General features: G+C 63.2%; 16 protein-coding genes. 13 read left to right on the forward strand and 3 right to left on the reverse strand.

Going from position 1 to position 14,231, the window contains the following annotated elements:
• The first annotated feature begins 72 nt into the window (after positions 1 to 72).
• Together AAEQ75_RS06330 and AAEQ75_RS06335 are read left to right on the forward strand one after the other, a co-directional pair.
• Positions 73 to 1,284 carry a putative DNA modification/repair radical SAM protein gene (locus AAEQ75_RS06330; protein ID WP_125879696.1) on the forward strand — a complete coding sequence of 404 codons (1,212 nt, stop codon included), beginning with the start codon at positions 73 to 75 and terminating at the stop codon, positions 1,282 to 1,284.
• The gene (locus tag AAEQ75_RS06335; protein WP_125879698.1) at positions 1,284 to 2,171 is read left to right on the forward strand and encodes a TIGR03915 family putative DNA repair protein; all 888 of its coding nucleotides are present in this window, start codon (positions 1,284 to 1,286) and stop codon (positions 2,169 to 2,171) included. The genes AAEQ75_RS06330 and AAEQ75_RS06335 overlap by 1 nt, the downstream gene beginning before the upstream one ends.
• Here the strand turns inward: AAEQ75_RS06335 and AAEQ75_RS06340 are convergent.
• Both AAEQ75_RS06340 and AAEQ75_RS06345 read right to left on the reverse strand, forming a co-directional pair.
• Positions 2,137 to 3,282, reverse strand: coding sequence for a PilT/PilU family type 4a pilus ATPase (locus AAEQ75_RS06340; protein WP_099525931.1), 1,146 nt, complete (start codon positions 3,280 to 3,282; stop codon positions 2,137 to 2,139). The two genes, AAEQ75_RS06335 and AAEQ75_RS06340, sit on opposite strands and share 35 nt — an antisense overlap.
• A gap of 126 nt (positions 3,283 to 3,408) precedes the next feature.
• Positions 3,409 to 4,443 carry a type IV pilus twitching motility protein PilT gene (locus AAEQ75_RS06345; RefSeq protein ID WP_125879700.1) on the reverse strand — a complete coding sequence of 345 codons (1,035 nt, stop codon included), beginning with the start codon at positions 4,441 to 4,443 and terminating at the stop codon, positions 3,409 to 3,411.
• A 71-nt stretch (positions 4,444 to 4,514) separates the two neighbouring features.
• Here AAEQ75_RS06345 and AAEQ75_RS06350 point away from each other — a divergent pair, with 71 nt between their 5' ends.
• The 11 genes from AAEQ75_RS06350 (at position 4,515) to AAEQ75_RS06400 (ending at position 13,642) form a co-directional block, all read left to right on the forward strand.
• Positions 4,515 to 5,207: a YggS family pyridoxal phosphate-dependent enzyme gene (locus AAEQ75_RS06350; protein ID WP_125879702.1), complete on the forward strand. Its 693-nt coding sequence runs from the start codon at positions 4,515 to 4,517 to the stop codon at positions 5,205 to 5,207.
• A gap of 17 nt (positions 5,208 to 5,224) precedes the next feature.
• On the forward strand, positions 5,225 to 6,043 hold the full coding sequence (gene proC / locus AAEQ75_RS06355; RefSeq protein ID WP_125879703.1) for a pyrroline-5-carboxylate reductase: 819 nt from the start codon (positions 5,225 to 5,227) through the stop codon (positions 6,041 to 6,043).
• A gap of 11 nt (positions 6,044 to 6,054) precedes the next feature.
• Complete coding sequence (locus tag AAEQ75_RS06360; protein WP_003463941.1) at positions 6,055 to 6,648, forward strand: YggT family protein; 594 nt, start codon at positions 6,055 to 6,057, stop codon at positions 6,646 to 6,648.
• A gap of 81 nt (positions 6,649 to 6,729) precedes the next feature.
• The gene (locus AAEQ75_RS06365) at positions 6,730 to 7,035 is read left to right on the forward strand and encodes a DUF167 domain-containing protein (RefSeq protein WP_218893249.1); all 306 of its coding nucleotides are present in this window, start codon (positions 6,730 to 6,732) and stop codon (positions 7,033 to 7,035) included.
• A gap of 181 nt (positions 7,036 to 7,216) precedes the next feature.
• Entirely contained in the window at positions 7,217 to 9,193 is a 1,977-nt protein-coding gene (locus tag AAEQ75_RS06370) for a dynamin-like GTPase family protein (protein ID WP_343351187.1), read from the forward strand.
• An 84-nt stretch (positions 9,194 to 9,277) separates the two neighbouring features.
• On the forward strand, positions 9,278 to 10,417 hold the full coding sequence (metX, locus tag AAEQ75_RS06375) for a homoserine O-succinyltransferase MetX (protein ID WP_343351188.1): 1,140 nt from the start codon (positions 9,278 to 9,280) through the stop codon (positions 10,415 to 10,417).
• Between the two features lie 2 nt (positions 10,418 to 10,419).
• The gene (gene metW, locus AAEQ75_RS06380; RefSeq protein ID WP_003463948.1) at positions 10,420 to 11,040 is read left to right on the forward strand and encodes a methionine biosynthesis protein MetW; all 621 of its coding nucleotides are present in this window, start codon (positions 10,420 to 10,422) and stop codon (positions 11,038 to 11,040) included.
• A 14-nt stretch (positions 11,041 to 11,054) separates the two neighbouring features.
• On the forward strand, positions 11,055 to 11,471 hold the full coding sequence (locus tag AAEQ75_RS06385) for a DUF4426 domain-containing protein (protein ID WP_013717527.1): 417 nt from the start codon (positions 11,055 to 11,057) through the stop codon (positions 11,469 to 11,471).
• Positions 11,464 to 12,072 (forward strand): RdgB/HAM1 family non-canonical purine NTP pyrophosphatase, encoded by a 609-nt coding sequence (gene rdgB / locus AAEQ75_RS06390; RefSeq protein ID WP_430523449.1) that lies wholly within the window; start codon positions 11,464 to 11,466, stop codon positions 12,070 to 12,072. The genes AAEQ75_RS06385 and rdgB overlap by 8 nt, the downstream gene beginning before the upstream one ends.
• Complete coding sequence (gene hemW / locus AAEQ75_RS06395; RefSeq protein ID WP_343351189.1) at positions 12,069 to 13,229, forward strand: radical SAM family heme chaperone HemW; 1,161 nt, start codon at positions 12,069 to 12,071, stop codon at positions 13,227 to 13,229. Before rdgB ends, hemW begins: the two co-directional genes overlap by 4 nt.
• A gap of 89 nt (positions 13,230 to 13,318) precedes the next feature.
• Positions 13,319 to 13,642 (forward strand): DUF3392 domain-containing protein, encoded by a 324-nt coding sequence (locus AAEQ75_RS06400; protein ID WP_099525941.1) that lies wholly within the window; start codon positions 13,319 to 13,321, stop codon positions 13,640 to 13,642.
• Between the two features lie 25 nt (positions 13,643 to 13,667).
• On the opposite strand, the gene AAEQ75_RS06405 is transcribed toward AAEQ75_RS06400, so the two are convergent.
• On the reverse strand, positions 13,668 to 14,216 hold the full coding sequence (locus AAEQ75_RS06405; RefSeq protein WP_343351190.1) for a hypothetical protein: 549 nt from the start codon (positions 14,214 to 14,216) through the stop codon (positions 13,668 to 13,670).
• Positions 14,217 to 14,231: the final 15 nt, after the last annotated feature.

Genomic DNA, 14,231 nt, shown 5'->3' on the forward strand with positions numbered 1-14,231 from the left:
ACACAACGAATGACTTGATAGCTGTACGGAGCCCATATACTGTATAAAAAAACAGTATAGATATGGCCTGCCATGCAACTGATCGAAAAGCTCACCATCCTCGCCGACGCCGCCAAGTACGATGCCTCCTGCGCCAGCAGCGGCGCACCAAAGCGCAGCTCCAAGGGCAAGGACGGCATCGGCTCGACCAATGGCATGGGCATCTGCCACAGCTACACGCCGGACGGTCGCTGCGTGGCGCTGCTGAAGATCCTGCTGACCAACTTCTGTCTGTACGACTGCCAGTACTGCATCAACCGTCGCTCCAGCGACGTGCCGCGTGCGCGCTTCACCCCCGAGGAAGTGGTTACCCTGACCCTGGACTTCTACAAGCGCAATTGCATCAGTGGCCTGTTCCTCAGCTCCGGCATCATCCGCTCGGCCGACTACACGATGGAGCAGCTGATCCGCGTCGCCAAGCTGCTGCGCCAGGAGCACCAGTTCCGCGGCTACATTCATCTGAAGACCATCCCCGATGCCGCACCGGAGTTGATCGCCGAGGCCGGCCTGTACGCTGACCGCCTCAGCGTCAATATCGAGCTGCCCACCGAAACCAGCCTGGTACGCCTGGCACCGGAAAAGAACGTCGGCAGCATCCACCAGGCCATGCACAAGATTCATCTCGGCGAGCGTGAGGCCAAGGAAGAACACCGCGCGCCGCGCTTTGCCCCGGCCGGGCAGAGCACGCAGATGATCGTCGGCGCCGACGCCACCGATGACAGCACCATTCTGCACAACGCCCAGAGCCTGTATCACGACTACCGCCTGCGCCGCGTCTACTACTCGGCGTTCAGCCCGATTCCTCAAAGCCCGAAAACCGTGCCCTTCGAGGCGCCGCCGCTGCTGCGCGAGCATCGCCTGTACCAGGCCGACTTCCTCATGCGCGGCTACGGTTTCAGCGCCACGGAGCTGCTCGCCGGTCCCGGCAACCTGGCGCTAGACATCGACCCCAAGCTGGCCTGGGCCCTGGCCAACCGCGAGCAATTTCCCGTCGATCTCAACCGTGCCGACGAATCACTGATTGCCCGCGTGCCCGGCATCGGCGTGCTCAGCGCACGGCGCTTGGGCGCTCTGCGGCGGGAACGACGTATCCGCTACGAAGACCTGACCCGACTTCGCTGCGTACTGGAAAAGGCCAAGCCCTTTATCGTCACTCAGGACTACCGGCCACCGCGCGCCGAGCACGAGTCCATAGTGCTGCGCCAGCAACTGCGCGACACCCCGGCACAGATGGCGTTGTGGTGATGCACAGCCTGCGCTTCGACGGCACCTTCGCCACCTGGCGCCAGGCCGCACGCCGCGCCTTGTTGCAAGGCCTGGCCCCGCACCAGTTGCAATGGCTGGACGAGGAGGCCCCACCCAGCCTGTTCGATAAGCCCGCCGAGGGCGCGCCGGAGCCTAGCGGCCGCTTGCGCGTCTCCCCCGAACTGCTAGATCTGCTGGAAAGCGCCGCCCAGTACCGCGGCGATGAACGTTGGAGCCTGCTCTACCGCGTGCTCTGGCGTTTCGTGCAGGGCGAACGCAGTGCCGTGCTGGCCGGCGATCCCGATGGCAGCGAGCTGCATCGCCGGCTCAAGGCGGTGCGCCGCGAGGCACACCACCTCCATGCGTTCGTGCGTTTCCAGCCGAGCAAGGTGCGAGGCGCGCCGGACTTCGTCGCCTGGTTCGAGCCCGCGCATGACATTCTTGCCTCGGCCAGCGGGCACTTTGCCGAGCGCCTGGGCAAGCACAGCTGGCTGATCGCCACGCCACGCGACGGCGTTTACTGGGATGGCGAGCACCTGCGGCATGAGCGCCGCTGCCCGGCGCAATGGCAAGCCTGGGCACAACAGCCCGAGGATGATGGCCAAGCCCTGTGGCGTGCCTACTACGGCAGCACCTTCAACCCGGCACGCCTAAACCGAACGGTGATGCAGCAGCATCTGCCACTGAGATTCTGGAGGCATCTGCCGGAAGGCCCGCTGATTCCCCAACTGATGAGCGAGGCACGCGCCGGTGCGCAGCGCGATGGCCAGGCATTGGTGCTCGCCGGCAAGAAAGGCAAACGCATCGCTCAGATAAACGAAGGGGACGCATCGCGTCCCCCGTCTGGCAGCATCAGCGGAAGCGACGCCCCGGATCTTCCTCGCTGACCTCCAGCGCCAGACCCTGAGCCATGCTGGTCAGGTGATCGCCGTCGGTTTCCGATCCGAGCTTGATCATCAGGCGCAGGTCGTTGGCCGAGTCGGCGTAGAGCAGCGCATCTTCGTAGGTGATCTCGCCCTGGGTGTAGAGGTTGTACAGCGCCTGATCGAAGGTCTGCATGCCCTGTTCGGTGGAACGCTTCATCAAACCCTTGAGCTCGTGCACTTCGCCCTTGCGGATCAGGTCAGCGGCCAGCGGGGTGTTGATCAGCACCTCGATCACCGCGCGGCGACCTTTACCATCTGGAGTTGGAATCAACTGCTGAGCGACGATGGCCTTGAGGTTGAGCGACAGGTCCATCCACACCTGGTTCTGCCGGTCGGCCGGGAAGAAGTTGATGATGCGATCCAGCGCCTGGTTGGCGTTGTTGGCGTGCAGGGTGGCCAGACACAGGTGACCGGTTTCGGCGAAGGCCACGGCATGATCCATGGTCTCGCGGGTCCGCACCTCACCGATGAGGATCACGTCCGGCGCCTGACGCAGGGTGTTCTTCAGCGCCACTTCGAACGATTCGGTGTCGATGCCCACTTCACGCTGGGTGACGATGCAGCTCTGGTGCTGGTGGATGTATTCGATCGGGTCTTCGATGGAGATGATATGGCCGCTGCTGTTCCTGTTGCGGTAGCCGATCATCGCCGCCAGAGAGGTCGACTTGCCGGTACCCGTGGCACCGACGAACAGCACCAGGCCGCGCTTGGTCAGCGCCAGTTTCTTGAGAATTTCCGGCAGCTTGAGTTCGTCGATGGTCGGGATGGTGGTCTCGATCCGGCGCAACACCATGCCCACCAGGTTGCGCTGGTAGAAGGCGCTGACGCGGAAACGACCGATACCACGGGCGCTGATGGCGAAGTTGCACTCATGGTTCTCGGCGAAGTCGCGACGCTGTGCCTCGTTCATCACGCCCAATACGGTCTCGCGGGTCTGCTCCGGCGACATGGCGTTCTTGGTCACCGGCATGATCTTGCCATTGACCTTCATCGACGGCGGTACGCCAGCGGTGATGAACAGGTCGGAGCCGCCTTTTTCGACCATCAGGCGCAGTAGTTTTTCGAATTCCATCGTCGTTCTCGCAGCTTCGTGTGCAATGCCGTTCGGCAGCCATCTGCCGAATCATGGGAGCGAGCTGTGCCCGCGAACAGGGTGACGCAAAAGCTTCGCGAGCAACGCTCGCTCCCACACCAGTTCCTAGAAGTTTTCCGGGCTCTTGGCCTTCTCGCGCGCACTGTCGCGGCTGACCAGTCCCCTGGACACCAACGTCTTCAGACAGGCATCGAGGGTCTGCATGCCCAGCGCGCCACCGGTCTGGATCGCTGAATACATTTGCGCGACCTTGTCCTCACGGATCAGGTTACGGATGGCCGGCGTACCGATCATGATTTCGTGAGCAGCAACACGACCGCCGCCGATCTTCTTCAGCAGGGTCTGCGAGATCACCGCCTGCAGCGACTCGGAGAGCATCGAACGCACCATCGACTTCTCCTCGGCCGGGAACACGTCGACCACCCGGTCGATGGTCTTGGCGGCGGAGGTGGTGTGCAGGGTGCCGAACACCAGGTGACCGGTTTCCGCGGCGGTCAGCGCCAGGCGGATGGTTTCCAGGTCGCGCATCTCGCCCACCAGGATGATGTCCGGGTCTTCCCGCAGGGCCGAGCGCAGGGCTTCGGAGAAGCCGTGGGTGTCGCGGTGCACCTCGCGCTGGTTGACCAGGCACTTCTTCGACTCGTGGACGAATTCGATCGGGTCTTCGATAGTGAGAATGTGGTGGTACTTGTTGCTGTTGAGGTAGTCGAGCATCGCCGCCAGGGTGGTCGACTTGCCCGAACCGGTGGGGCCGGTGACCAGCACCAGGCCGCGCGGCACGTCGGTGATCTTGCGAAACACCTCGCCCATGCCCAGGTCTTCCATGGTCAGCACCTTGGACGGAATGGTACGGAACACCGCACCGGCACCACGGTTCTGGTTGAAGGCGTTGACCCGGAAGCGCGCCACACCCGGCACTTCGAAGGAGAAGTCGGTCTCGAGGAACTCTTCGAAGTCCTTGCGCTGCTTGTCATTCATGATGTCGTAGATCAGCGCGTGTACCTGCTTGTGATCCAGCGGCGGCAGGTTGATGCGGCGTACGTCGCCGTCGACGCGGATCATCGGCGGCAGACCCGCCGAGAGGTGCAAATCCGACGCGCCTTGCTTGGCGCTGAAGGCGAGCAGCTCAGTGATATCCATGGGACTCCCCAATTACAAGCAAGCAGGTAGAATGCCGCAAACGCAACGGCCAGGCTTATAGAGCGCAGGTAATGTCCACGATAGCAGAGAATATTGCAAAGGTCGGAGCGCGCATCCGTGAGGCGGCGCAAGCCTCGCAGCGTAATTTGACGGATATCGGCCTGCTCGCGGTGAGCAAGACCAAACCGGCAGCAGCCATTCGTGAAGCTCATGCGGCCGGTTTGTGCGATTTTGGCGAGAACTACCTGCAGGAAGCATTGGGCAAACAGGTCGAATTGAACGATCTACCCTTGATCTGGCACTTCATCGGCCCCATTCAATCGAACAAGACCCGGCCCATCGCCGAGCATTTCGACTGGGTACATTCGGTGGATCGCCTGAAAATCGCCCAACGCCTCTCCGAGCAGCGCCCCGCCCACCTGCCGCCGCTGAATATCTGCCTGCAGGTCAATGTCAGCGCTGAGGACAGCAAATCCGGCTGCAGCCCGGAAGCGTTACCAGAACTGGCCAAAGCCGTCGCTGCCCTGCCCAACCTGCGCCTGCGTGGACTGATGGCGATTCCCGAACCTACCGACGATGGCGCCGCGCAACATGCCGCCTTCGCCCGTTTGCGCCAATTGCGTGATGACCTGGCGCTGAACCTCGACACCTTGTCCATGGGCATGAGCCATGACCTGGAGGCCGCCATCGCCGAAGGCGCCACCTGGGTGCGCATCGGTACCGCCCTGTTCGGTGCCCGCGACTACGGCCAGCCCACTCACTGAATGAAGGATTTTCTGCAATGAGCAACCCGACCATCGCCTTCGTCGGCGCCGGCAACATGGCTGCCAGCCTGATTGGCGGCCTGCGTGCGCAGGGCGTGGCAGCCAGCGCCATCCGCGCCAGCGAACCTGGCAGCGAACAACGTACTCGTCTGCAGCAGGAACACGGCATCGCCACCTTTGCCGATAACGCTGAAGCGATCAAAGGCGCGGACCTGATCGTGCTGGCGGTCAAGCCACAGGTCATGAAGACAGTGTGCCTGGACCTGGCCGCAAACCTGACGCCGAATCAGGTGATCATCTCAATCGCCGCCGGCATCAGCTGCGCCAGCCTGGAGAGCTGGCTTGGCCAGCGCCCGGTAGTGCGCTGCATGCCCAATACGCCGGCGCTGCTGCGCCAGGGTGTTTCCGGCCTGTTCGCCAACCCGCGCGTCAACGCCGCGCAGAAAACCCAGGCCGAGCAGGTGCTGAGCGCCGTCGGCCTGGCCCTGTGGCTGGACGACGAAGCGCAGCTCGATGCAGTGACTGCCGTCTCTGGCAGCGGCCCAGCCTATTTTTTCCTGCTGATCGAGGCGATGACCGAAGCTGGCGAGAAACTCGGCCTGCCGCGTGAGACCGCCGCGCGTCTGAGCATCCAGACCGCACTGGGCGCCGCGCGCATGGCCAGTGAAAGCGATGTCGACGCGGCCGAATTGCGTCGCCGTGTTACCTCACCGAACGGAACCACCGAAGCGGCAATCAAAACCTTCCAGGCCGGCGGCTTCGAAGCGCTGGTACAACAGGCACTGAATGCCGCTGCCAATCGCTCGGCCGAACTGGCTGAACAACTGGGTCAATAAAGGAAGCACACATGTCCGGACTCATCGAAGCCCTGATCTACATCATTCAGACCCTCGGCAGCCTGTATCTGCTGATCGTCCTGCTGCGTTTCATCCTGCAACTGGTACGTGCGGACTTCTACAATCCGCTGAGCCAGTTCATCGTCAAGGCCACGCAACCGCTGGTGACTCCACTGCGGCGGATCATTCCGGGCTTCGCCGGGCTGGACCTGGCTTCGCTGGTGCTGGCTATCCTGGTACAGCTGCTGCTGATGATCGTCACCCTGACCCTGATGGGCTACAACGTCGGCGGTTTCATCCTGCAGCTGCTGGTGTGGTCGATGATTGGCGTGACCTCGCTGTTTCTCAAGGTGTTCTTCTTCGCCCTGATCATCAGCGTGATCCTCTCCTGGGTCGCTCCGGGCAGCTACAACCCGGGCGCACAGTTGGTGAACCAGATCTGCGAGCCACTGCTGGCGCCATTCCGTAAGCTGCTGCCAAACCTCGGCGGCCTGGATATCTCGCCGATTTTCGCCTTCATCACCATCAACCTGATCGACCGTTTCGTGATTGGCGGCCTGGCGGCCTCCACTGGTCTGCCGCCGATGCTCAGCCCCTTCCTTTAAACATAAAAGTCGCGCAGCGACGCTTTCCTTGCCGACCTTCTCCCAACGGGAGAAGGTGGCGCGCAGCGCCAGATGAGGGGCATGTCCATCAAGACCGCAAGCTTCTACCGCTGGGACGGCGAGGACCTCATCCTCGACTGCCACCTGCAGCCCAAGGCGAGCAAGGACGAGTTCGCCGGGCTACAGGGTGAGCGGCTGAAAATCCGACTCACCGCCCCGCCGGTAGACGGCAAGGCCAACGCCCACCTACAGGCCTTCCTGGCCAAGGCCTTCGGCGTCGCCAAGAGCCAGGTGAGCCTGGAAAGCGGCGAACTCAATCGACATAAACGCCTGCGTATTCGCGCCCCGCGAAGCCTGCCGCCGATTCCTGGGCTGCAGCGCGCCTGACGACCGCTCAGTCGCCGCACCCGACCATAAGGCGGGACTGTCGAAGAGGCCAATTGACGGCTGCCTTGCAGCTCGCATAATGCAAACTGTTCTCGCGAAATGCCGTGCTTCCTGGCGGCACCCCGAACCGAACCGTTACGCAGCCCCCGCAAGAGGTGATCTTGCCGAGAGGAGAGCCAGGATGAGCATGGAACGTCTCAGCCAGCAGGTTGACGCCTACGTCGCCTGGAAACGCGAACTGATGCGCGAGATCACGCGTTATCGCAGCTGGCTGGAGCACAACCGGCTCAACTCCGAGGCGGTTCAGGCCAAGCTCGAACGCGCGCTGAAGATCCTGCGTACCGACCACATCACCCTGGCTTTCGTCGGCGAGTTCTCGCGCGGCAAGACCGAGCTGATCAACAGCCTGTTCTTCTCCGAATACGGCCAGCGCATGCTGCCTTCGCATGCCGGGCGCACCACCATGTGCCCCACCGAGCTGTTCTTCGACCCACGCTCGGAGCGCCCCTACATTCGTCTGCTGCCGATCGAGACCCGTACGGCCTCGGCCAGCGTCGCGCAGTTCAAGCGTATTCCCCGGCACTGGGTGAACATCCCGCTGGACATCAGCGACCCGGCCAACATGGCGCTGGCTTTCAGCCAGGTGGCCAAGACCAAAGCCATGCCGGTGGAACAGGCGATCCAGCTCGGCTTCCACCCAGACATGCTCGAAGGCACCGGCAAACGCGGCCAGGTGCTGGTGCCGGCCTGGCGCCATGCGATGGTCAACTTCGATCATCCGCTGCTGCGCCAGGGCTTGCGTATTCTCGACACCCCCGGCCTAAACGCCTTGGGCAGTGAACCCGAGCTGACCCTGTCGATGCTGCCCAATGCCCAGGCGATCATCTTCCTGCTGTCCGCCGATACCGGCGTCACCGCCAGCGATATGCACATCTGGCAACAGCACATTCGTCAGCTCGACGAAGACACCCGAACCAGCCTGTTTGCCGTACTGAACAAGATCGACGTGCTATGGGACGACCTGGCAGGCGAGACTTTCGTGCAGAACGCCATCGGCCAGATCCAGAGCGCCACCGCCAAACAGCTGGGCATCGCCAAGCAGGACGTGCTGCCGCTGTCGGCCAAGCAGGCGCTGCTGGCCAAGGTGCGCAAGGACGAGGCGCTGCTGGCTCGCAGCCAGATGGCCAACCTGGAAACCTTACTGTGCGAGCGCATTGTGGCGCAGAAGGAGCGCCTGATCGAAGATCATGTGGTGCGCCAGGTCCTGGCGCTGCTGAACAACAGCCAGCATGTGCTCAACCTGCGCCTGGAGAAGGTCGGCGAACAACTGGCCTTGCTCGGCAATCATCAGCAGGACAACGGCCAACTGCTGTTCGAGCTGACCGCCAAGACCAAGGAAGACCACAACCAGCACCACAAGCGCCTGCTCGGCCTGAAGACCAACCAGCGCCTGCTGCAACGCCAGGGCCAGTTGCTGCGTCATGCGGCACGCGCCGAGCGTCTGGAGCAACACCTGAACGAGGTGCGTCGCAACCTCACCGGCAGTTGGACCACCCTCGGCATCAACCAGGCCATCCTGCATTTCTTCCGCGCCGTCGAGCAGGACCTGCACAACCTGGAGCACGAAGCGGAGATGGCCAACAAGATGGTCGCCGCCATCTATCGCCGACACAACGAAGAAAGCCCGCTGGGCGGCGTCGATGCGCCGCAGTTCAAGATCCAGCGCTACCTGCGCGAGCTGAAGAAGCTGCAGGACAAGGGCGATCAGTTCCGCCTGCACGTGAAAACGTTGCTCACCGAACAACGCAGCCTGACCCGACGTTTCTTCGCCACCCTGGCCCAGGAGGTGATCGGCCTGCACCAGCGCCTGCGCCTGGACGCCGAACAGTGGGCCGCCGATGCACTGATGCCGCTGATGCAGCACACCCTGGAACACAAGCAGATGCTGGAAAGCCACATGCTGCGCCTCAAGGCGCTGGCCCAGGAAACCCAGCAAACGCGCAAGCGCAGCCTGCAACTTGCGCGCTACCAGGAAGAGCTGGAGCAGCAACTGGCCCAGGCCAGCGACATGCTCCGCGTGCTGCGCCGCCCGGCACCAGTGCAGCGCCAGGGCAAGGTGGTCAGCCTGCCGGTGGCGGCACGGCAACAAAGCCAGTAGCACAAGCGGGCGGCATGCTCGCTTGCCGCTACCGGCGGTGCTCTTTAGACTGGCGCCCTCCTCCGATTCATTAGCAGCGCCTCCATGCCCACTGCCTTTCCCGAAGATTCCGTCGGCCTGGTCAGCCCCCAGGTGTTCCGTTTCAGCGAGCCATTGGCGCTCGCCTGCGGGCGTAGCCTGGCCGAGTACGAACTGGTCGTCGAAACCTATGGCGAGCTGAACGCCGCGCGCAGCAATGCCGTGCTGATCTGCCATGCCCTGTCCGGCCACCATCACGCCGCCGGCTACCACAGCCCGGATGATCGCAAACCCGGCTGGTGGGACAGCTGCATCGGCCCCGGCAAGCCAATCGACACCAACAAGTTCTTCGTCGTCAGCCTCAACAACCTCGGCGGCTGCAACGGTTCTACCGGCCCGAGTAGCACCAACCCGGCAACCGGCAAACCCTATGGCGCCGACTTCCCGGTGATGACCGTGGAAGACTGGGTACACAGCCAGGCGCGCCTGGCCGATGTGCTCGGCATCGAGCAATGGGCAGCGGTGATCGGCGGCAGCCTGGGCGGCATGCAGGCCATGCAGTGGACCATCAGCTACCCAGAGCGCGTGCGTCACTGCCTGGCCATCGCCTCGGCGCCCAAGCTGTCGGCGCAGAACATCGCCTTCAACGAAGTGGCGCGCCAGGCGATTCTCACGGACCCGGAATTCCATGGCGGGCATTTCCAGGAACAAGGCGTTATCCCCAAGCGCGGCCTCATGCTTGCGCGCATGGTCGGGCACATCACCTACCTGTCCGATGACGCCATGGGCGAGAAATTCGGCCGTGGCCTGAAGAGCGAAAAGCTCAACTACGACTTCCACAGCGTCGAGTTCCAGGTGGAAAGCTACCTGCGCTACCAGGGTGAGGAATTCTCCGGCCGCTTCGACGCCAATACTTATCTGCTGATGACCAAGGCCCTGGATTACTTCGACCCGGCCGCCGCCAACGAAGGCGACCTGGCCAAGACCCTGGCTGTGGCCAAGGCGGACTTCTGCCTGATGTCCTTCACCACCGACTGGCGCTTCTCCCCTGCCCGCTCGCGAGAGATCGTCGACGCGCTGACGGCGGCGAAGAAGAACGTCTGCTATCTGGAGATCGACGCACCGCAGGGCCACGACGCCTTCCTCATGCCGATCCCGCGTTACCTGCAGTCATTCGGCAGCTACATGAAGCGAATCGAGGTATGAGCATGCGTGCGGATCTGGACATCATCCAGGAATGGATCGCCCCGGGCAGCCGTGTGCTCGACCTGGGCTGCGGCGACGGCGAACTGCTCGCCTGGCTGCGTGACAACAAGCAGGTTTCCGGCTACGGCCTGGAAATCGACCCGGACAAGATCGCCTTGTGCATCGAGCGCGGCGTCAACGTCATCGAGCAGAACCTCGACCTGGGCCTGGGCAACTTCGCCAGCAACAGCTTCGATGTGGTGGTCATGACCCAGTCGCTGCAAGCGCTGCACTACCCGGACAAAGTGCTGGCCGAGATGCTGCGCGTCGGCAAGACCTGCATCATCACCTTCCCCAACTTCGGCCACTGGCGCTGCCGCTGGTACCTGACGACAAAAGGTCGCATGCCGGTGTCGGACTTCCTGCCCTACACCTGGTACAACACACCGAACATCCACTTCTGCACCTTCGAGGACTTCGAGCGCCTGTGCCACGCCCAGGGTGCCCGTGTGGAAGAACGCCTGGCGGTGGACCGTGACCATCGCCATGGCCTGGCAAGCCGCATCTGGCCCAACCTGCTGGGCGAGATCGGCATCTACCGCATCAGCGGCGCGGACCTGTCCGCCCACCGCGTCGCGGTCTGAACGAGGAGAACAACATGCGCCGCATCATTCCCTTCCTGATCGCCCTGTGCCTGGCCCTGCCGGCCGCCGCCGAGCGCAAACAAAGCTTCGGCGATCTCGACGTGCACTACAGCGTGTTCAATTCCAGCTTCATCCAGCCGGATATCGCCAGCGCCTCCGGCCTGGTACGCAGCAAGACCCAGGGCGTGATCAACGTCGCCGTGCTCAAGGCCGGCAAGCCCAGCACTGCAGTGGTCGGTGGCGAGGTGAAGGACCTGTTGGGCAAGAGCACCGCACTGACGTTCCGCCAAGTCACCGAAGGCGAGGCCATCTATTACCTGGCGCAGTTCCCCTTCAAGACCCGCGAAATGCTCAGCTTCACCCTGAACGTGCGCCAGGGTGATGACGCACACCGCATCACCTTCAACCAGGAAATGTTCCCGGATGACTAAGCCAGTGAGTGGTTTCAAGGAGCTGGTCCTGGCCAGCCATAACGCCGGCAAGCTCAAGGAGTTGCAGGCCATGCTCGGCGACGCCGTGCGCGTGCGTTCAATTGGCGAATTCAGCCAGGTCGAACCGGAAGAGATCGGCCTGTCGTTCGTCGAGAATGCCATCCTCAAGGCGCGCAACGCCGCGCGCATCTCCGGTTTGCCGGCACTGGCCGACGACTCCGGCCTGGCGGTGGACGCCCTCGGCGGCGCCCCCGGCATCTACTCGGCGCGCTATGCCGATGGCCAGGGCGACGCGGCGAACAACACCAAGCTGCTCGATGCCCTGAAAGACGTGCCGGACGCCGAGCGCGGCGCCCAGTTCGTCTGCGCCCTGGCGCTGGTTCGACATGCCGACGATCCACTGCCGATCCTCTGCGAAGGCCTGTGGCACGGCAGCATCCTGCATGAGGCACGTGGCGAGCACGGCTTCGGCTACGATCCACTGTTCTGGGTGCCGGAAGGTGAGTGCTCCAGCGCCGAAATGCCGCCTGAGCAAAAGAACCGCCTCAGTCACCGCGCCCGCGCCATGGCCCTGCTCAAGCAGCGCCTGGGGCTGGCATGAGCGATTCCGCTGGCGGGAGTTTCCTGCTCCCGCCCCTGGCGCTCTACATCCACATCCCGTGGTGCGTGCGCAAATGCCCCTACTGCGACTTCAACTCCCACGCCGCCGGGCCGACGCTGCCTGAAGAAGAGTACGTCGACGCGCTGCTGGCCGACCTCGATATCGACCTGCAGCACGTCCATGGCCGGCAACTGACCTCGATCTTCTTCGGCGGCGGCACGCCCAGCCTGTTCTCCGACCGCGCCCTGGGCCGTTTGCTGGAAGGCGTAGAGCAACGTGTCGGCTTTGCGCCGGATATCGAAATCACCCTGGAGGCCAACCCTGGCACCTTCGAGCAAGCCAAGTTCAAGGGCTACCGGGCGCTGGGTATCAATCGCCTGTCTATCGGCGTGCAGAGTTTTCAGGAAGCCAAGCTCAAGGCACTGGGGCGCATCCACGATGGCGGCGAAGCCATCCGCGCTGCCGACATGGCCCGCGCCGCCGGCTTCGACAACTTCAACCTCGATCTGATGCACGGCCTGCCCGAGCAGAGCATCGAGGACGCCCTGTTCGACCTGCGCACCGCCATCAGCCAGGGCCCGACGCACCTGTCCTGGTACCAGCTGACCATGGAGCCGAACACGGTGTTCTGGAGCCAGCCGCCAACGCTTCCCGAGGACGATCTGCTGTGGGATATCCAGGAAGCCGGCCAGGCCCTGCTCGCGGCCGAAGGCTACGCGCAGTACGAAGTGTCCGCCTACGCCAAGCCTGGCAAACAGGCACGACATAACCTCAACTACTGGACTTTTGGTGATTTCCTCGGCATCGGCGCTGGCGCCCACGCCAAGCTGAGCACACGTGCGGGGCGTATCCAGCGCACCTGGAAAACTCGCCTACCGAAGGACTACCTCGACCCAGCCAAGGCATTCCAGGCCGGCGAACGCCTGCTGGAAGCTGACGAGTTGCCCTTCGAGTTTCTGATGAACGTGCTGCGCCTGACCGAAGGTGCACCGGCCGAACTGTTCAGCCAGCGCACTGGCCTGCCTTTGCAGCAGCTCGAACAGGCGCGCCGCGAAGCCGAACGCCAGGGGCTGCTGCAGGCCGATCCAGCCCGCCTGGCAGCTACCACCAAGGGGCAACTGTTCCTCAACGATCTGCTGCAGCAGTTCCTGGCGTAGTTCACCCACAGAGCGGCATGAATCCGGTAGGCTAGCGCGCCTGATTCGCGCGGCCATTGCTCACGTCGCGCTGCACTGAAGGAGCCCGCATGGATCTGCTACTGGACCTGATCGTCACCCTTTCGCGCTGGAGCCGCAGCCACCTCAGCGATATTTCCCTGGCCATCATGGCCACGTTGCTGGTGCTGTTCGGCCCCGCCATCAACGCCTGGGTTCAACGCACCATCGGTAATCTCAATTTCGTCCTGCGTACCTTGCTGTTCGTGGTGTTCTGCGCGGTCGGCTATGGCCTGGCCATCGTCTTCCTCACGCCCTGGCTGGCCAAGGGCCTGGCGCACTTCAACAACTACACGCTGGCGCCAGTGCTGATTCTGATCTTCGCGGTCATCGGCATACTCGCCGACCGCAATTAGCGGGCGCAGCGCACAGGCTGCCCCATCAACCTTGCAGCCACACCATCACCTGCTCAACCAATTGCGCAGGGGGGGCATGCGTCGAATCCAGGCGCAGCAACGGACACGTCAGGTGCTGCTCGATCCAGGTCTCGTGCATGAGTCGGCTGCGCGTGTGCCGGTCGCCCTGCTCGTAGCCGGCCGCCCAGTCGAGAAAGGCCAGACTCTGGGCGTGCATATCGCCGCCCGGTTCAATTCGTTCGCCGTAGCGCTGCGCCTCGCGCTGACGTAGCCGGTGCATGCGCTCGTCATCGTCCAGATGCAGGAACAGTGCATGACTGAACGACGGGATCAATGCCTCTCCCCAACTGCATAGAGAGCCACTCAACACCCAGCTCGACGCCTGCGCGGCGCACTCGCGGATCAACTCCACCCGTTGTGGTGGTGGACGCTTGTGCAGGTACGGCGGCTCGCTGGGTAACCAGTAGAAGTCGTCGGTATCGAGGTGCAGCCAGCCGCAGCTATTGGACAGGGCATTGCCCAGCGTGGTGGTACCGGAGCCGGATGCGCCGAATATATGCAATCTGATGCTCATGCATCCTCCCTGATC

Origin of the sequence: Pseudomonas sediminis, from assembly GCF_039555755.1 — a bacterium.
Lineage (GTDB): Bacteria > Pseudomonadota > Gammaproteobacteria > Pseudomonadales > Pseudomonadaceae > Aquipseudomonas > Aquipseudomonas mendocina_D.